17 protein-coding genes are annotated in these 18,556 nt (G+C 56.9%); 9 read left to right on the top strand and 8 right to left on the bottom strand.

The genetic code is table 11. The features are described from left to right. Positions 1 to 12 precede the first annotated feature (12 nt). The 5 genes from acnB to prpB form a co-directional block, all read right to left on the bottom strand. On the bottom strand, positions 13 to 2,598 hold the full coding sequence (gene acnB, locus Q9R35_RS13700) for a bifunctional aconitate hydratase 2/2-methylisocitrate dehydratase (protein WP_022983544.1): 2,586 nt from the start codon (positions 2,596 to 2,598) through the stop codon (positions 13 to 15). 139 nt (positions 2,599 to 2,737) lie between these two features. Next, positions 2,738 to 3,013, bottom strand: a complete 276-nt coding sequence (locus Q9R35_RS13695) for a GNAT family N-acetyltransferase (protein WP_042484112.1) — start codon at positions 3,011 to 3,013, stop codon at positions 2,738 to 2,740. A gap of 11 nt (positions 3,014 to 3,024) precedes the next feature. Beyond that, entirely contained in the window at positions 3,025 to 3,426 is a 402-nt protein-coding gene (locus tag Q9R35_RS13690) for a hypothetical protein (RefSeq protein ID WP_042484115.1), read from the bottom strand. Between the two features lie 90 nt (positions 3,427 to 3,516). Further along, complete coding sequence (gene prpC, locus Q9R35_RS13685) at positions 3,517 to 4,680, bottom strand: 2-methylcitrate synthase (RefSeq protein WP_042484119.1); 1,164 nt, start codon at positions 4,678 to 4,680, stop codon at positions 3,517 to 3,519. Positions 4,681 to 4,784: 104 nt separating this feature from the next. Next, the gene (gene prpB / locus Q9R35_RS13680) at positions 4,785 to 5,684 is read right to left on the bottom strand and encodes a methylisocitrate lyase (protein WP_026484284.1); all 900 of its coding nucleotides are present in this window, start codon (positions 5,682 to 5,684) and stop codon (positions 4,785 to 4,787) included. A gap of 253 nt (positions 5,685 to 5,937) precedes the next feature. Between prpB and prpR the strand changes: the two genes are divergently transcribed. Then, complete coding sequence (gene prpR, locus Q9R35_RS13675; RefSeq protein WP_109088700.1) at positions 5,938 to 7,851, top strand: propionate catabolism operon regulatory protein PrpR; 1,914 nt, start codon at positions 5,938 to 5,940, stop codon at positions 7,849 to 7,851. 67 nt (positions 7,852 to 7,918) lie between these two features. Here the strand turns inward: prpR and Q9R35_RS13670 are convergent, their stop codons facing one another. Beyond that, positions 7,919 to 9,367, bottom strand: a complete 1,449-nt coding sequence (locus tag Q9R35_RS13670) for an MFS transporter (RefSeq protein WP_311219992.1) — start codon at positions 9,365 to 9,367, stop codon at positions 7,919 to 7,921. Positions 9,368 to 9,468: 101 nt separating this feature from the next. Between Q9R35_RS13670 and Q9R35_RS13665 the strand changes: the two genes are divergently transcribed. Next, positions 9,469 to 10,284: a helix-turn-helix transcriptional regulator gene (locus tag Q9R35_RS13665; protein WP_311219991.1), complete on the top strand. Its 816-nt coding sequence runs from the start codon at positions 9,469 to 9,471 to the stop codon at positions 10,282 to 10,284. 224 nt (positions 10,285 to 10,508) lie between these two features. Here Q9R35_RS13665 and Q9R35_RS13660 read toward each other — a convergent pair whose 3' ends face one another. Then, positions 10,509 to 11,498, bottom strand: coding sequence for a malate dehydrogenase (locus tag Q9R35_RS13660; RefSeq protein WP_042484133.1), 990 nt, complete (start codon positions 11,496 to 11,498; stop codon positions 10,509 to 10,511). A 289-nt stretch (positions 11,499 to 11,787) separates the two neighbouring features. On the opposite strand from Q9R35_RS13660, the gene Q9R35_RS13655 reads away from it, so the two are divergent. The 7 genes from Q9R35_RS13655 (at position 11,788) to gltA (ending at position 17,571) form a co-directional block, all read left to right on the top strand. Continuing rightward, positions 11,788 to 12,558 carry a GntR family transcriptional regulator gene (locus Q9R35_RS13655; protein WP_042484137.1) on the top strand — a complete coding sequence of 257 codons (771 nt, stop codon included), beginning with the start codon at positions 11,788 to 11,790 and terminating at the stop codon, positions 12,556 to 12,558. A gap of 102 nt (positions 12,559 to 12,660) precedes the next feature. Then, on the top strand, positions 12,661 to 13,074 hold the full coding sequence (gene sdhC / locus Q9R35_RS13650; RefSeq protein WP_009457694.1) for a succinate dehydrogenase, cytochrome b556 subunit: 414 nt from the start codon (positions 12,661 to 12,663) through the stop codon (positions 13,072 to 13,074). Continuing rightward, entirely contained in the window at positions 13,074 to 13,457 is a 384-nt protein-coding gene (gene sdhD / locus Q9R35_RS13645) for a succinate dehydrogenase, hydrophobic membrane anchor protein (RefSeq protein WP_003802535.1), read from the top strand. The genes sdhC and sdhD overlap by 1 nt, the downstream gene beginning before the upstream one ends. Before the next feature lie 3 nt (positions 13,458 to 13,460). Further along, positions 13,461 to 15,239, top strand: coding sequence for a succinate dehydrogenase flavoprotein subunit (gene sdhA / locus Q9R35_RS13640; RefSeq protein WP_042484142.1), 1,779 nt, complete (start codon positions 13,461 to 13,463; stop codon positions 15,237 to 15,239). 13 nt (positions 15,240 to 15,252) lie between these two features. Then, positions 15,253 to 15,969, top strand: coding sequence for a succinate dehydrogenase iron-sulfur subunit (locus Q9R35_RS13635; protein ID WP_003802530.1), 717 nt, complete (start codon positions 15,253 to 15,255; stop codon positions 15,967 to 15,969). A gap of 18 nt (positions 15,970 to 15,987) precedes the next feature. Further along, positions 15,988 to 16,248 (top strand): succinate dehydrogenase assembly factor 2, encoded by a 261-nt coding sequence (locus Q9R35_RS13630; protein WP_003802528.1) that lies wholly within the window; start codon positions 15,988 to 15,990, stop codon positions 16,246 to 16,248. Between the two features lie 18 nt (positions 16,249 to 16,266). Next, on the top strand, positions 16,267 to 17,571 hold the full coding sequence (gltA, locus tag Q9R35_RS13625) for a citrate synthase (protein WP_042484147.1): 1,305 nt from the start codon (positions 16,267 to 16,269) through the stop codon (positions 17,569 to 17,571). A gap of 169 nt (positions 17,572 to 17,740) precedes the next feature. On the opposite strand, the gene lldR is transcribed toward gltA, so the two are convergent. Then, entirely contained in the window at positions 17,741 to 18,520 is a 780-nt protein-coding gene (gene lldR, locus Q9R35_RS13620) for a transcriptional regulator LldR (protein ID WP_045931083.1), read from the bottom strand. Positions 18,521 to 18,556 lie beyond the last annotated feature (36 nt).

Raw genomic sequence — 18,556 nt, 5'->3', positions numbered from 1 at the left:
AAGCGCTAGGGCTTACAGACCTACGGAGTCAGCAATTTCCTTGAACTCTTCGATCTGGTCGAAGTTCATGTAGCGATAGATGTCTTCGCTATTGGCTTGCAGTACGCCCATGTCGGCCAGGTACTCTTCGCGGGTCGGGATGCGACCCAGACGCGAGCAGATGGCGGCCAGTTCAGCCGAACCCAGGAACACGTTGGTGTTCTTGCCCAGACGGTTGGGGAAGTTACGGGTACTGGTGGACATGACGGTGGCGCCTTCGCGAACCTGTGCCTGGTTACCCATGCACAGCGAACAACCGGGCATTTCCATACGAGCACCCGCCACGCCCAGAACGCCGTAGTGGCCTTCTTCGCTCAGCTGTTGCTGGTCCATCTTGGTCGGAGGAGCGACCCACAGACGGGTTGGAATGTCGCGCTTGCCTTCCAGCAGCTTGGAAGCGGCACGGAAGTGACCAATGTTGGTCATGCAGCTACCGATAAACACTTCGTCGATCACGGTGCCGGACACGTCGGACAGGGTTTTCACGTCGTCAGGGTCGTTCGGGCAAGCCACGATAGGCTCGTGGATTTCAGCCAGATCGATATCGATAACAGCCGCGTACTCAGCGTCTGCATCGGGTTCCAGCAGTTCTGGGTTGGCCAGCCAGGCTTCCATGCCCTTGATACGACGCGAGATGGTGCGCTCGTCTTCGTAGCCATTGGCAATCATCCACTTGAGCAGCGTGATGTTGCTGTTCAGGTATTCGATGATGGGCTCTTTGCTCAGACGCACGGTACATGCAGCGGCGGAGCGCTCGGCCGAAGCGTCGGACAGCTCGAAAGCCTGTTCGATCTTCAGGTTGGGCAGACCTTCGATTTCCAGAATGCGGCCGGAGAAGATGTTCTTCTTGCCGGCTTTTTCCACGGTCAGCAAACCTTGCTTGATGGCGTACAGAGGAATGGCGTTAACCAGGTCACGCAGAGTGACGCCGGGCTGCATTTCGCCCTTGAAGCGCACCAGTACGGATTCTGGCATGTCCAGAGGCATCACACCGGTAGCAGCGGCAAAGGCCACCAGACCGGAACCAGCGGGGAAGCTGATGCCGATAGGGAAACGGGTGTGCGAGTCGCCACCGGTACCCACGGTATCGGGCAACAACATGCGGTTCAGCCAGGAGTGGATGATACCGTCGCCTGGACGCAGGGAAACGCCACCGCGTGTGCTGATGAAAGCAGGCAGTTCGTGGTGAGTTTTAACGTCAACAGGTTTGGGGTAAGCAGCGGTGTGGCAGAAGGACTGCATCACCAGATCGGACGAGAAGCCCAGGCAAGCCAGGTCTTTCAGTTCGTCGCGAGTCATTGGGCCGGTGGTGTCCTGGCTGCCAACGGTGGTCATGCGTGGTTCGCAGTAGGTACCGGGACGCACGCCCTGGCCTTCAGGCAGACCGCAAGCACGGCCAACCATCTTCTGGGCCAGGGAGAAGCCTTTACCGGAATCGGCAGGGCTTTGTGGCAGGCGGAACAGCGTGGTTGGGGGCAGACCCAGTGCTTCGCGAGCACGGGTGGTCAGGCCACGGCCAATGATCAGGGGAATACGGCCACCGGCGCGCACTTCGTCAAACAGGACGTCGGACTTGACCTGGAATTCGGAGATCAGTTCGCCATTCTTGAAGGCCTTGCCTTCGTAGGGACGCAGTTCAACCACGTCGCCCATTTCCATTTTGGAAACGTCCAGCTCGATAGGCAAAGCGCCGGCATCTTCCATGGTGTTGTAGAAGATAGGAGCAATCTTGCTGCCTAGACACACGCCACCAAAGCGCTTGTTGGGAACGAAAGGAATGTCTTCGCCGGTGAACCACAACACGGAGTTGGTGGCCGATTTACGCGAAGAACCGGTACCGACCACATCGCCCACGTAGGCAACCAGGTGGCCCTTTTCTTTCAGGGATTCGATAAAGCTGACGGGACCTTTCTTGCCGGGCTCTTCAGGTTCGATACCTGGGCGTGGGTTCTTCAGCATGGCCAGAGCGTGCAGCGGAATGTCCGGGCGGCTCCAGGCGTCAGGGGCGGGGGACAGATCGTCCGTGTTGGTCTCGCCGGTGACTTTGAAAACGGTCACGGTCAGGCTTTCGGGTACTTCAGGACGGCTGGTGAACCACTCGCCGTCGGCCCAGCTTTGCAGCACTTCTTTTGCAAAGGCATTGCCCTTTTCGGCTTTTTCCTGAACGTCGTGGAAAGAGTCAAACATCAACAGGGTGTTTTTCAGGCCGTTGGCGGCGATCTGGCCCAGTTCGGGCGAATCCAGCAGGTCGATCAGCGGGCTGATGTTGTAGCCACCCAGCATGGTTCCCAGCAGCTCAGTGGCACGCTCGCGGCTGATCAAAGCACAGGTTTCTGTGCCCAGCGCGATAGCGGCCAGGTAGGAGGCTTTCACTTTGGCAGCATCGTCCACACCGGCGGGGACGCGGTGCGTCAGCAGGTCGACCAGAAATGCTTCCTCACCGGCAGGTGGGTTCTTGATGAGCTCGATCAGCTCGGCGGTCTGCTGAGCCGACAAAGGCAGCGGGGGAATGCCCAGAGCAGCGCGCTCGGCAACATGTTCGCGGTAAGAGTCCAGCATAGTGCGGGTGCCTATCGGTAAATGGTTGATATGAAAATGCAATAAATCGCGTGTTGCCCCAATTGTAATTTGAAGCGCGCAGCGAAGCAATGGTCTTATATCTTATATAAGACTTACGAGAAGCTGAATGTCGTTTGGCTCAGGCCAGCAAATCGGCGTATTCAGGGTGACGGCGGAAATAGACCACGGCATAGCTGCAAACAGGGCGTACTTTCCACTGTTGGTTTTTTGCCGTTTCCAATGCGAAGCGGGTCAGTTGCCCCGCAATGCCGCGGCCTTCCAGCTGGGGCGGCACGCGGGTGTGGGTGATGCTCATGACAGCATCGTCCAGTTCGTATTCGATAACACTGCGCAGGTTTTCAACGTCGCAGTAAAACAGACGTGCTTGCGGGTCGTGGTGGATCTCGGTAGTCATGGCAGGCTCCTTCAAGTGGGGTTGGAGTGCAGAGCGATCAGAATCCAAACAGCCAGCATGCTGATCATGCCCAGAAAGCAGCCGCCCCACAGTCCCATCAGGGGCCATTTGACGCCCATGGGAACGTCGTCGGGCTGTACGTGCTTGAGCAGACGATTGGCATTGCCAAACAGCGAGCTTTGGCGTTTGGGGAAATTCAGACGTAAAAAATAATCCAGCAGTACGCCTGCCTTCAGCGAAAAACTGAGTTTTTCCCAGGGGTACTGATCCAGATAAGGGTGACGCAACACCTGGTTGCTGCGGCGCAGATTGAAAAGCAGTAAATAAGCGCCGGAGACCAGACTGGTCAGGGCACAGGCAATCATCAGGGTGCCGGCCAGCGGCAGGGCGTAGCGTACAAATTCAGAGAGCATGGAAGTCACCAGCAAGACGGCCCCGCGTGCGCAATGCAGCGGGGCCGTGTGGGTTAGATCACAGGCAAATAATAGCCCAGGATCTGTGACTTATGGGCGCTGATCCAGAGGCACAAAGCTCTGGTTTTCAGGGCCAATGTAGTTGGCGGTAGGACGAATAATCTTGTTGTCCACGCGCTGCTCAATGACGTGAGCCGCCCAGCCAGCCGTACGCGCGATCACGAACAAAGGCGTGAACATGGCGGTAGGGACGCCCATGGTGTGGTAGGACACGGCCGAGAACCAGTCCAGGTTGGGGAACATTTTTTTCACTTCCCACATCACGCTTTCCAAACGCTCGGCAATGTCGAACATGCGGGTGTTGCCATCGGCCTCGGCCAGTTCCTTGGCCACCGATTTGATCACTTCGTTGCGTGGGTCGGAGATGGTGTAGACGGGGTGACCGAAGCCAATAATGACTTCCTTGTTTTCCACGCGCTTGCGAATGTCTTCTTCAGCCTGGTCGGGGTTCTCGTAGCGCTTCTGGATTTCAAAAGCCACTTCGTTGGCACCGCCGTGCTTGGGACCGCGCAGGGCGCCGATAGCGCCGGCAATGGCGGAGTAGAAGTCCGAACCCGTACCGGCGATAACGCGGCTGGTGAAGGTGGAGGCGTTGAACTCGTGCTCGGCGTACAGGTTCAGCGACACGTGCATGGCTTTTTCCCACTCGGCCGATGGCTTCTCGCCATGCAGCAAGTGCAGGAAATGCGCGCCGATGCTGTCATCGTCAGTCTGCACATCAATCATTTCGCCGTTGTGGCTGTAGTGGTACCAGTACAGCAGGGCCGAACCCAGGCAAGCCATCAGACGGTCGGCGATATCGCGTGCGTCGGGCAGGTTGTGGTCGTCTTTTTCGGGCAGCACGCAGCCCAGAACCGACACGGCAGTGCGCATCACGTCCATGGGGTGGCTGTGGGCAGGCAGGGTTTCCAGCGCGGTTTGCAGGGCCAGAGGCAGGCCGCGCAGACGCTTGAGCTTTTGCTTGTACGCGCGCAGTTCGTCGCGGTTGGGCAATTTGCCGTGAATCAGCAAATGAGCCACTTCTTCAAATTCGCAAGCCTGGGCCAGGTCCAAGATATCGTAGCCGCGGTAGTGCAGATCATTACCACTGCGACCGACCGTGCACAAGGCGGTATTGCCTGCAACAACGCCAGACAGGGCAACAGATTTCTTGGGCTTGAAGCCAGTGCTAGGGGTGTTCTCAGTACTGCTCATAAAGGTCTCCTGGTTGCTGGGCAGCCAGCACGAGGCTGGCTGCTGAATGGGGTTTTACCCGCGCGACGGCCCTGTCAACGGGCCGGGCGGGAGCCTGTGGTGGCTCAGGACTTCTTGTTTTTCTGGAACAGCTTGTCGAGGCTTTGCTCGTAAGCATGGTAGCCGATACGATCGTACAGTTCTTCACGAGTCTGCATCAAATCGATGACGTTTTTTTGATGTCCGTCACGACGGATCGCCTGGTAGACAGTTTCGGCGGCCTTGTTCATGGCGCGGAAGGCGGACAGGGGGTAGAGCACCATGGCCACATTGGCCGACGCCAGTTCTTCCACGGTGAACAGCGGGGTCTGACCGAACTCGGTAATGTTGGCCAGTACAGGCACATTCAGGGTTTCGGTAAAGCGACGGTAGGTGTCCAGGTCGTAGCAAGCTTCAGCAAAAATGCCGTCTGCACCCGCTTCCACGCAAGCCTGGGCACGTTCCAGAGCGGCGTCCACGCCTTCAACTGCAATTGCATCCGTACGAGCCATGATGAAGAATTCCGGGTCGGTACGCGCGTCGACAGCCGCTTTCACGCGGTCGGCCATTTCGCCAGTGCTGACGATTTCTTTACCGGGGCGGTGGCCGCAACGCTTGGCACCCACCTGGTCTTCAATGTGGCAAGCGGCGGCGCCGAACTTGATCAGGCTTTTGATGGTGCGGGCGATATTGAAGGCCGAGGCACCAAAGCCGGTATCAATGTCCACCATCAAAGGCAGGTCGCACACATCGGTGATGCGGCGAATGTCAGTCAGCACGTCGTCCAGCGTATTGATGCCCAGATCAGGCAAGCCCAGAGAGCCAGCCGCGACACCGCCACCCGACAAGTAAATGGCGCGGTAGCCGGCGCGTTGGGCCAGCAAAGCGTGGTTGGCGTTGATGGCGCCGATGATTTGCAAAGGCTGTTCTTCACGCAGGGCCTGGCGGAAACGGGCGCCTGCCGATGTCAGTTGGTTTTGGCTCATTTGGGGCTCCAGATCACAAAATAAAAAATGTCGTCAGCGTGATGCTGCGATGGGTTGGTTCTACTAAAGCAAATGCTGTGCCAAGTTCAGGTATGGAGAGGATGAAACGCCTGAAGCCAGCCAGTAAGGGGATTTCTCCCGTGGTTTGCCGTCGTCACTCCTTGCTGTGAATACTGCCTTTTCCTGTTTTGTGTTTCAATATTGAAACGTAATTTGAAACGGTGTCGCATTGGTGATGCCTGGGTGAAACCGTATGCCTTATCCTTCTTCCCCTCCTGCCCGTCTGCGTCTGGTGGCTTTCGGACTGCATGGACTGCGTTCTCTTCTGGAAGAACTGGTGCCGCAGTTCCGCGCCCAGGCCGAAATACTGATCGTGGACAAAGCCTATGGCGAGGCCGTAGAAGCCGTGCAGGTGTTGCGACAAACAGGTGAAATTGACGTGCTGGTGTCTGCCGGTTCCAACGGCAGTTATTTGCGCGAACATCTGGACCTGCCGGTGGTACTGGTACATCCCGGTGGCTTTGACATTATGGGCAGTCTGGCCTCGGCACAGGCCGAGCGTAAGGCCGTGGTGACTTACGGCGAAATGCCGCTGGAACTGATGGAGTTTGTGCAGCGCTTTGATCTGCCTGTGGAGCTACGCAGCTATCGCAGCGAGGCTGATGCACGTAGCTGTGTTCAGGATTTGAAAGAGCTGGGCGTGGAGTGGGTGCTGGCACCCGGTCTGGTGGTGGACTTGGCGCGCGAGAACCAGATGGAAGGCGTGCTGCTGTATTCACAAGGGGCAGTGCGACAGGCCCTGGAATCGGCTATCGAACTGGCCCGTGTTGCTCGCGCCGAAGCAGCCCGTCGGGATCGCTTGAATACGATTCTGGCGCAGTTGCGTGACGGTGTGGTGTCAGTGGACAGGGACGAACGCATTGAAACCGTGAACCCGGCGATGGAAGCCTGGTTGGGCCAACCGGCCCAAGCCATGATTGGCCGTCGCTTGGGTTCCTTGTATCCCGAGCTGGATCTGGCCGGCACGCTGCGCAGTCTGGACGTGCAGTTGGATACGGTGCAACAAGTGGGTGGCCGTACCGCGATTGTCACCCGCATGCCGATTCTGGAGCAGGGGCGCTTGAGCGGGGCGGTGTTGCTCTGCCAGGACCCGGCCGCGATTCAACGACTGGACCGCAGCTTGCGTTCCCGCAGTCAGCAAGCGGTATCGCGTCATGCCCGGTACGAGCTGTCTGATCTGGTGGGACAGAGCTCGCCCATGCGCAAGCTGCGTGCTCAGGCTCAGGCTTGTGCGCAAAGCACAGCGACGACCTTGATCATTGGTGAAAGCGGTACGGGTAAGGAGTTGCTGGCCCAAGGCATTCACAGCGCCAGCGCCAGACGCGCGCAACCCTTTGTGGCCGTGAACTGCGCGGCTTTCCCTGACAGCCTGTTGGAAAGCGAACTGTTCGGTTATGTGGAAGGCGCCTTCACAGGCTCCAGCCGGGGCGGCAAAGTAGGGCTGGTGGAAGCGGCTCACACCGGCACCTTGTTTCTGGACGAGATCGGGGAAATGCCCTTGCCACTGCAAACCCGTTTGCTACGGGTGCTGCAAGAAAAAGAAGTCCTGCGTATCGGGGCGATTGAGCCAACGCCAGTCGATGTGCGCGTGATTGCGGCCACTCACCGCGATCTGGCCGCGCAGGTTAAAGAAGGTGTGTTCCGTCAGGACCTGTTTTATCGCCTGAATATTCTGGTGCTGCGCTTGCCGCCTTTGCGTTTGCGCACACAGGATTTGCCAGAACTGGTGGAGCATCTCCTGGCAAAAGTGGCTCAACGTCTGGGTGGGGCTGTAACGCTCAACCCGGATTGGCTGACCGAGCTGCTGGAACTGGGCCGTCACTACACCTGGCCCGGCAATATCCGTGAGTTGGAAAACCTGATCGAACGCTTGATGGTCCTGGGCACAGTGCAAGGCGATCAGGCTGTGGTACTGGAAGATATTGCGCCGGAGCTGCGGGCAGTGGTGGCAGAGCCCGCTATGCCTGCGCTGCGTGATCAGCAAGAGCGCAGCGAGCAGGAGCATCTGGCCAAGGTGCTGGAAGAGTGTGGCGGTAACCGTGCTCTTGCAGCCCAGCAACTGGGGATCAGCCGCAGTACGTTGTGGCGGAAGTTGCGTAAAGGTTGATGGGCTCGTCAATACTCCTTGGGGCTCAAGCAAAGCCCATACGTCGCCGTTTCCTTCAAGGCTGGTTTTAGTGCCGACTGATTCTGCTTAACGCTATCAAAAGCAGGCTGACCAGCAAGGAGGCCACCAGGTTGTACGTCAGCCCCATGCCAAAGGCAGAAACATAGTGCTCAGCCTGGCTCAGGGCGGCGCTGCCTGCGTTTCGTCCGGCATTAAACAGGAAGCCGACCACGGCAACCCCGAGAGCGGCACCAATTTGCTGAATGCTGGAGATCACACCCGAGGCCATGCCAGCTTGAGTCTCGTCGATAAAGCCTAGTATCAGATTCAGTAAGGGCGTCATGATCAGGCCTTGGCTGGCCCCCAGGAAAATCAAGGCAGGAATCAGGTGGGCGGGCTCCAGTTGTGGGCCTGCCCAAGCCACTTGGCCGATTAGCCAGGCAAAGGAGAGGGCGTAGCCTATTGCTCCCGTTGTAATAGCCTGGGTGCCGTAGCGGGTGACAAGACGTGGCGCGTAGAGAGAGGCGGCAATAAACCCCACGCTGGCGGGGGCAAAAATACTACCTGCGTGGAAAGGACTTAAGCCAAAGCCGCTTTGCAGCAACAGGGCAAAACAGAGAAAGAAAGAGCTGGCGGTGGAGTACACCAGCAAGACCAGCAGGGCGCCCAGAGCAAAGCGGGGTTGCGCCAGCAGTTGCATATCGACCAAGGGCAAATATCCGATGCGTCGCCGTCTTTGCTGGTGCCGATAAAAAACAAACAGCAAGACAAGAGAGGCGGCCAGACTCGTCAGGCTGGCAAGGGGCCAGCCATGCTCCGAGCTTTGGATGATAGGGATCAGTAACAGGCTGAGGCTCAGACTGATCAGAATGACGCCTGTGCCGTCCAGTCCCTGGTTTTGAGGGCCTCGGGTTTCAGGGATGTAGCGCGCTGCCGCAATCGCCAGTAGACCAATCGGGATATTAATCAGAAAGATGTTGCGCCAGCCCAGGTCAAACAGATCGGCGTGAATCAGCCAGCCTCCCAGGACCTGTCCGGCAATAGCGGCCAGCCCTAGCGTCATGCCCAGCAGGCCGAAGGCGCGACGGCTGTTATCGCCGTCAAAGTTCACCCGAATGGAGGCATAGACCTGGGGGAAGAGCAGGGCGGCAGCCAGGCCCTGCAATACCCTGGCAATAATCAGAAAAAAAGCATTGGGCGCCAGACCGCATAGGGCAGAGGCGAGCGTAAAGCCTGCCATGCCGATGATAAAGAGCTTGCGTCGGCCAAATAAATCGCCCAGCCGTCCTCCTGTAATCAGCAGTACGCCAAAAGCCAGTTCGTAGCCCGCCACGATAAAGCCGATCTGACTAAAGCTGGCGCCAAGTTGGCTCTGAATATTGGGAATAGCGACATTGACGACGAACAGGTCAAAAATGGTGACGAAACCCGCCAGAAGTAGCACGGACAGGCCCAGCCAGGGCGGGGTGTTTGTGGAGGCTGCGTGAGTGTTTGGGGAATGCGGCTTGGAGTTCATGATGCTTGTTTGAGGTAGAAACCCGTGTATTCTTGAACTCTTTTTAAGCAATTACAATTTAACTGTTTATGCTATTACTTAAAGCAATGGGGTCTTGAATCATGAGAACGCTGGAACGAACGCGACCGGATCTGGCAGCCTTCTTGCGTGCATGCCGTGAACGCCTCTTGCCGGAGGAGGTGGGTTTGCCCAGTGGTGGGCGTCGTCGTACGCCGGGGCTGCGCCGTGAGGAAGTGGCCGCTTTGGCAGGAGTGGGGCTGACCTGGTACACCTGGTTGGAGCAAGGGCGTGATATTGGGGTGTCGGCCAGTTTTCTGGACAATTTGGCGCGGGTTCTGAAACTGGATGCGGCCGAACGTAGGCACTTGTTTTTGCTGGCGCATGAGCGCCTGCCTGCCGAGCCAGGAATTACCTGGTGCGTCTTGCCGCCGTTGGTGCGACGCTTGATGCACGACTTGCCTCATCCGGCTTTTGTCTTGAATTTACGTTGGGATGTTCTGGGCTTTAATGCCTTGGCGGATGATTTGCTGGACTTGGGGGTGTATCCCGAGGGGCAGCGCAATCTTCTATGGCAGATGTTTACGAATCCCGCTTTGCACACACGCTTCGTGCCCTGGGAATCGCAGGCGCTGGAGATGTTGTCCAGTTTTCGTCGCGACTTTGCTCGGGCCACAGACGGTACGGACATTCATGAACTGGCCAATGAGCTCAAACGCGTATCACCGGAGTTCAAACTGTGGTGGGAGCAACATGATGTACATCCGCCTTGCGGTGCGCTACGCACATTGCTTGTAGATGGAGAGTTGCGCGAGTTTGAGCAGACCTCGCTCATCATTGATGAGAGTCGGCATTTGCGTATGGTGGTGTATGTGCCGCCTTTGCAGCAAGGTCAAGGCGATGGGGGCAGTTCACGCTAGTATTGTGCAGAGCTTGTAGAACGCAAGTGAGTGCTCAGTACTGCCGTGATGTTAATAGCAAGATCCTGGTTTTACGTGTTGAGTTCCAGCATTCAGCAACACGCATTAAGCATTGAGCAGCAGACGTTAGAGATCAAACGTCAGGTCTCACCCATCAGGCGGTAGGCACCAGGCAAAAAAAATCCCCGCCGATCAGGCGGGGATTGCAGACACTGGCGGCTTAATTAGCCCAGCAGGTCCTTCACACCGTCGCGCTCTTCCAGCAGCTCGTTCAGGGTGTGGTCCATGCGCTCACGCGAGAAGGCGTCGATTTCCAGGCCTTCAACACGCTTGTACTCACCGTTTTCGGTGGTCACAGGCACGCCGTAGATGATGCCTTCAGGAATGCCGTAGGAGCCGTCCGAAGGAACACCCATGGTGACCCATTTGCCATTGGAACCCAGGACCCAGTCACGCACGTGGTCGATGGCCGCGTTGGCAGCCGAAGCTGCCGAGGACAGGCCACGGGCTTCGATGATGGCGGCGCCACGTTTGCCCACGGTGGGGATGAAGGTTTCGCGGTTCCAGGCCTGATCGTTGATGATCGCGTCGATCTTCTCGCCGTTCACGGTAGCGAAGCGGGTGTCAGGGTACATGGTGGGCGAGTGGTTGCCCCAAACAATCAGGTTCTCGATGTCAGCAACAGCCTTGCCGGACTTGGTGGCCAACTGCGACAGGGCGCGGTTGTGGTCCAGACGCAGCATGGCGGTGAAGTTCTTTGCTGGCAGATCAGGAGCGGACTTCATGGCAATGTAGGCGTTGGTGTTGGCAGGGTTGCCGACCACCAGCACTTTCACGTCACGGCTGGCCACTTTGTTCAGGGCACGGCCTTGTGCAGTGAAGATCTGGGCGTTGAAGGCCAGCAGATCTTTACGTTCCATGCCTGGGCCGCGAGGACGGGCACCGACCAGCAGGGCGATATCAACATCCTTGAATGCGGTTTCAGGGTCGCTGTGGGCGGACATGCCTTGCAGCAGCGGGAAGGCGCAGTCGTCCAGTTCCATCATGACGCCTTTCAGGGCCTTTTGGGCTTTCTCGTCGGCGAGTTCCAGCAACTGCAGGATTACAGGCTGGTCTTTGCCCAGCATTTCGCCAGAAGCGATGCGAAACAGCAGGGCGTAGCCAATCTGGCCAGCAGCGCCGGTAACGGCGACGCGCATTGCGGGTTTGGACATGAGAGTAAGACTCCGTTTTTGGGTTTGAAGACGGTGACGAAAAACACAGTTTAAATCTTTTGCAGACCGGGCGGCTGGCGTGGAAAACGGTTTTTCGCAAGAGGAAAAGCCTCTTTTTTCACTGCGCAGACTAGACCAAAACGATAGCGCCGTCAAACGTCTTATATCTTATATAAGACATAAGAGCGTTAGACATTCGGGGCCGGTCATGCGAAAATTAGTGCACTGTCTATTTTATGAACAAATGCGCGCCGCAGGCTGTATAGATCGCGCATTTTTTATGAGCCCCATGTCTGATAACGTGCCGCCGCTACGCACCCAGGAAATCGAAAAATCCGCTCCTAGCGCGGCCTATAGCCCTCTGTATCAACAGATCAAGGCTTTGTTGCTGCAGGGGCTGGATCGTGGCGAGTGGAAACCTGGCGAGGCCATCCCCAGTGAACTGGAACTGGCCGCCCGTTTTCAGGTCAGCCAGGGCACGGTGCGCAAAGCCATTGATGAGCTGGCCGCCGACAACCTCCTGATTCGTCGCCAGGGCAAAGGCACCTTTGTGGCCACCCATCACGAGGCTCGTGTGCGCTTTCGTTTTTTGCGCCTGGCCCCGGACGATGGCAAGCCCGTTGCTTCCCAAAGCCGTATCCTGGATGTGCGCCGCATGAAAGCGCCAACGGATGTTGCCGTACTGCTGGACTTGCGCACTTCCGACATGGTGGTGAATCTGCGCCGGGTTCTGTCTTTTGATCAGGTCCCGACCATTTATGACGATATCTGGTTGCCCGGCTCCGTCTTCAAGGGTCTGACCCTGGAAGCCGTCGAGCAAAACAAGGGCCCGATGTACGCCTGGTTCGAGAGCAAGTTTGGCGTGAGCATGGTGCGCGCCGATGAAAAGATCGGTGCTGTCAGCGCCACTGACGAGGCCGCCTCGGTCTTGCAGGTGGAAGCTGGTTCGCCGCTCCTGCACGTGGAACGCGTGTCCTATACCTATGGTGACCGACCGATGGAGTTGCGCCGGGGCTTGTACCTGACTGAGCGCTTCCATTACCGAAACACGCTCAGCTAGTGCGGCGGCATACGGTATTTGATACTGCACCGTAGTGTCAAATAGGTGAAAATACCAAGGTTAAAAATTTTATGACTTTTTTTTATCTACTTCGAGGCCATCATGTCTGATACCGCACCCAAGCAGCGTCCGCAGTATCGCAATATCAGCGTGCCGCAGATATTGAGCTACCGCTTGCCCCTGGCTGCAAAATCGTCGATTTTGCATCGTGTCAGTGGTGCATTGCTGTTTCTTTGCCTGCCGCTCGTTCTATTGCCACTGTTCTCTTTGAGCGTCAGCTCTCCAGAGTCCTTCGAGACCTTGCGCAGCTACGTCGACAACCCTGTCTGTAAGCTGATCCTTCTGGTCCTGATCTGGGGCTACCTGCACCACTTCTGTGCCGGTATCCGCTATCTGGCACTGGACCTGCACCTGGGTAACGACAAAGAGTCCGCCAAGAAGTCGGCCGGTATGGTGTTCGGGGTCAGCCTGGCGCTGACCGTTGTGTTTGGTTTGAAACTGTTTGGGGTGTGGTAATGGCAAATCGTGAGCGCATTGGCGCAAACCGCCTGGTAGTGGGTGCCCACTACGGTACCTTGGACTTTCTGGCACAGCGTGTCACCGCAGTCATCATGGCCATCTACACCTTGGTCATCATCGGCGGCATCCTGTTTAGCAGTGAACTGAATTTCGAGACCTGGCGCGGCCTGTTCTCGTTCACGGTCGGCTCCCTGCCTTTGGGTCAGTTGCTGGCAACCTTGTTCTTCCTGTCTTTGTCCTGGCACGCCTGGATTGGTGTGCGTGACATCTGGATGGACTACGTCAAGCCCGCTGGTCTGCGCTTGTTCCTGCAAGTGTTGACCTTGCTGTGGCTGGTCGCCAGTGTCGTCTTTTTTGCAAAAATTATCTGGAGTCTCTAAACCGTGGCTTCCATCACAAAATCTTTGCCCCGCCGTCAGTTTGACGTAGTGGTGGTCGGTGCCGGTGGCGCCGGTATGCGTTGTTCCCTGCAATTGGCTCAGGCCGGCTTGTCCGTTGCCGTGCTCAGCAAGGTGTTCCCAACCCGCTCCCACACTGTGGCGGCTCAAGGTGGCGTCAGTGCCTCCCTGGGCAACATGAGCGAGGATCACTGGTACTGGCACATGTACGACACCGTTAAAGGTTCGGACTGGCTGGGCGACCAGGACGCCATCGAATTCATGTGCCGTGAAGCTCCACACGCTGTGTACGAGCTTGAGCACTTCGGTATGCCGTTTGACCGTAACCAGGACGGCACGATTTACCAGCGTCCATTTGGTGGTCACACCGCCAACTTCGGTGAAAAACCTGTTCAACGTGCCTGTGCTGCTGCTGACCGTACTGGTCACGCCATGCTGCACACCCTGTACCAGCGTAACGTAGCTGCCCGTACCCAGTTCTTCGTGGAATGGATGGCTCTGGATCTGCTGCGTAACGAAGCTGGCGACGTTCTGGGCGTAACCGCTCTGGAAATGGAAACCGGCGAAATCTACGTTCTGGAAGGCAAGCGCGTGGTGCTGGCTACCGGTGGTGCTGGCCGTATCTGGGCTGCTTCCACCAACGCCTTCATCAACACCGGTGACGGCCTGGGTATGGCTGCGCGTGCCGGTCTGCCTTTGCAAGACATGGAATTCTGGCAATTCCACCCCACTGGCGTTGCCGGTGCTGGCGTGCTGATTACCGAAGGCGTGCGCGGTGAAGGCGGTATCTTGCTCAATAAAGACGGCGAGCGCTTCATGGAGCGTTACGCTCCCACCCTGAAAGACTTGGCCCCACGTGACTTCGTGTCCCGTTCCATGGACCAGGAAATCAAGGAAGGACGCGGTTGTGGCGATGGCAGCTACGTGGTTCTGAAACTGGATCACCTGGGCGCTGACGTCATCAAGAAACGTCTGCCCTCGATTCGCGAAATCGCGATCAAGTTCGGTAACGTGGACCCGATCAAAGACCCAATCCCTGTGGTTCCAACCATCCACTACCAGATGGGCGGTATCCCCACGAACTACTACGGTCAGGTTGTGACCCAAACGCCAACGGGCGAGAACAAGATCGTCAACGGTCTGTACGCCATCGGTGAATGTGCCGCTACCTCTGTGCACGGTGCCAACCGTCTGGGTACGAACTCCCTGCTGGACCTGATCGTGTTCGGTCGCGCTGCAGGCAACCACATTGTGGATTCGCACCCCGAGAAAACGCACTCTCACCAGGAAATCAACGAGTCCTCCATCGAGTACTCGCTGGACCGCGTCAACCGTCTGGAATCCCGCACATCGGGCGAAAAGGCACAGGACGTGGGCAACAAGATTCGTGTGGCCATGCAGGCTCACTGCGGTGTGTTCCGTACCCTGGATCTGCTGCACAAGGGTGTCGACCAGATCGAATCCCTGGTTCCCGAAGTCAAGGACATTTACTTCAAAGACAAGTCCAAAGTGTTCAATACCGCCCGTATTGAAGCTCTGGAAGTGGCCAACATGATCGAAGTGGCTCGCGCCACCACGAAGTCGGCCGCCAATCGTACTGAAAGTCGCGGTGCTCATGCCCTGAACGACCACCCAGAACGTGACGACGAAAACTGGCTGCGTCACACCTTGTGGTTCTCGGAAGGCAGCCGTCTGGAGTACAAGCCTGTCCAGATGAAGCCTCTGACAGCCGAAACGATTCCGCCCAAGGCCCGGACTTTCTAAGCAGGATACAGACATGAGTCAAAAACGTAAGGTCAAATTTGAAATCTACCGCTACGATCCTGACAAGGACGAGCGTCCCTACATGCAAAAGATCGAAGTCGAGTTGGAACCTACCGACAAGATGCTGCTCGATGCGATCCTGCGCATTAAAAATGACATGGACGACAGCCTGGCGCTGCGTCGCTCCTGCCGTGAAGGTGTGTGCGGTTCCGATGCCATGAACATCAATGGCAAGAACGGGCTGGCCTGCACCACCAACATGCGCGACTTGAAAGAGCCTGTGGTTCTGCGCCCACTGCCAGGTCTGCCGGTTATCCGTGACCTGATCGTGGACATGACCCACTTCTTCGATCAGTACCATTCGGTCAAGCCGTTCCTGATCAACGATGCTCCTCCTCCAGAGAAAGAGCGTTTGCAAACGCCTGAAGCCCGTGAGGAGCTCGATGGTCTGTACGAGTGCATTCTGTGCGCCTGCTGCTCGACCTCTTGCCCATCGTTCTGGTGGAACCCCGACAAGTTCGTCGGTCCTGCTGGTTTGTTGCAAGCCTATCGTTTCATTGCCGACTCGCGTGACGAAGCAACGGGCGAGCGTCTGGACAATCTGGAAGATCCATACCGCTTGTTCCGCTGCCACACGATCATGAATTGCACGGACGTCTGTCCAAAAGGACTGAACCCGTCGCATGCCATCGGCAAGATCAAAGAAATGCTGGTGCGTCGCAGTATCTAAAAAGGTGGGTATGTACCGATGAGAACATTGACGGAATTGGAGCGTGCGCGCCTGCGCTGGCGTGCGCGCCGGGGCTTGCTTGAAAACGACTTGATGATCACCCGTTTTCTGGATCAATACGAAAACGAGCTGACTGATCAGGACGTCTCGGCCCTGACCCGCTTGTTCGAAATGGACGATACAGTTTTGCTGGATGTCCTTCTGGCTCGCTCCGAGCCAGAAGGGCAGTACGCCACACCGGACATTCAGCGACTAGTAGACATTATGCGAAAGCTATAACCATTGAGGAAAAAAGTGATGGAATTGTCAGATAAAAAAGCCACGCTATCCTTCTCCGACGGTAGCCCTTCGGTTGAGTTCCCTGTACACAAGGGCACCGTAGGTCCGGACGTGATCGATATCCGTAAGCTCTACGGTCAGACAGGTATGTTTACCTATGATCCAGGCTTTATGGCAACGGCGGCTTGCGAATCCGGTATCACCTACATTGACGGCGACAAGGGCCAGTTGATGTACCGTGGTTACCCGATCGACCAGTTGGCACAAAAGTGCGATTTCATGGATGTGTGCTACCTGATCCTGAACGGCGAGTTGCCCAACGCAGATCAGAAGCAGGAATTTGATTCCCTGGTCACGAACCACACCATGGTTCAGGAGCAGATGCAGCACTTCCTGCGCGGCTTCCGTCCGGACGCTCACCCCATGGCAATACTGACTGGCCTGGTCGGTGCCCTGTCGGCGTTCTACCATGATTCCACGGACATCACGAATCCTCATCACCGTCATGTGTCGGCTATCCGCTTGATCGCCAAGCTGCCTACTCTGGTTGCGATGGCGTACAAGTATTCTTTGGGACAGCCCTTCATCTATCCCAAGAATGATTTGTCCTACACCGGCAACTTCTTGCGCATGATGTTCGCTACCCCTTGCGAAGACTACAAGGTCAACGAAGTGGTTGAGCGCGCTCTGGACCGTATCTTCATCCTGCATGCAGATCACGAACAAAACGCCTCGACTTCCACCGTGCGTCTGTGCGGTTCGTCCGGCACCAATCCTTTCGCTGCTATTGCTGCGGGTGTTGCTTGCTTGTGGGGTCCTGCCCACGGTGGTGCAAACGAAGCGTGCCTGAACATGCTCGAAGAGTTGCAAGCCAACGGCGGCATCGACAAGGTTGGCGAGTTCATGGAGAAGGTCAAGGACAAGAACTCGGGCGTGCGCCTGATGGGCTTTGGTCACCGTGTCTACAAGAACTACGACCCACGCGCCAAGCTGATGCAAGAGACTTGCAAGGAAGTTCTGGAAGCCCTGGGCCTGGAGAACGATCCTCTGTTCAAGCTGGCCATGGAACTGGAGCGCATTGCTCTGGAAGATCCATACTTCGTCGAACGCAAGCTGTACCCCAACGTAGACTTCTACTCGGGTATCGTTCAGCGCGCTATTGGTATCCCAACCTCCTTGTTCACCGCTATCTTCGCCCTGGCTCGTACCGTGGGCTGGATTGCTCAGTGGAACGAAATGTTGTCCGATCCAGATTACAAGATCGGCCGTCCACGTCAGTTGTACGTGGGCCCAACTCAGCGCGACGTACCTGATCAGCGTTAATCACTGTGGGCTCAGAGACCTGGATCAAGCCAGGTGTCATTAGCCTCTGCGCTGACTGAGCCCCTGGTTTTACGCAAGTGCACCAATTTGTGGTGCACTTTTTTTTCGCCTGCTGTTTTGCTTATTGCGCCACGCGATCGTGACGAAACGCATCCGGCACTGGCGGGGTTCAGGGTTGCAGAAGCTGGTGGTTGAAACGGGAGAGCCGCTGCTCGCGCGCATTGTTTTCTTCGGACTGGCGGACTTTAGCCTGTACATGATCCAGATGCTTGTTGATCTGCTCACGGGCCAGGTCGGCATTGCCTTCCAAAATGGCGTTCATCACGGCTTCGTGCTGCTGGGTCAGGACCTCTACCTCGCGCGCATTGTCGAACTCAAACATGGCACGGCGGTTTTCCTTGACGGTGGAGAACACCAGTTGGAACAAGCCATTCATGATTTGCAAAAGCACCACGTTGTGGGATGCCTGGGCAATGGCCAGGTGAAATTGAGCATCAGCGCGGGCCGATAGTTCGGCATCCTGATTCTTTTGATGTTCAACCATGATGTCAAAGCATTGCCTGATTCTTTTTTTGTCCGCCTCCGTGGCTCGTATCGCGGCGTGCCATACCGTACTGGCCTCCAGCGCCCGCCGCGCCTCCAGCACATCGTAGCGATACAAGGGGTCCTGGCTCAGGAGCTGCTCCAAAGGGGCGATGGCCTGGGCAGGCCAGTTGATCAGGTCGCTTTTCTGCACGAAAGTGCCGCCGCCTTGGCGGGTAAATAACACTCCCTGTGAACTTAGCGTACGCAGCGCTTCCCGTATCGGTACGCGTGACACTTCCAGTTGCTCGGCTAATTGACGCTCGGAGGGGATCCGGTCACCAGGTTGCAGTTTCTCTTCCTGGATGAGCTGGATAATTTTTTCAGTGATCTGGTCGGAGAGACGCGTTTTAGGGTTCGTAGTCATGAATCGGTTTGAAGTGGTAAGACCAATTTGTGTTTT

It is taken from the genome of Alcaligenes sp. AB3, assembly GCF_031844565.1.
Classification (GTDB): domain Bacteria; phylum Pseudomonadota; class Gammaproteobacteria; order Burkholderiales; family Burkholderiaceae_B; genus Alcaligenes; species Alcaligenes faecalis.
Note: the sequence above shows the minus strand (reverse complement) of the source record. Positions and strands in the feature narration are given on the sequence as shown.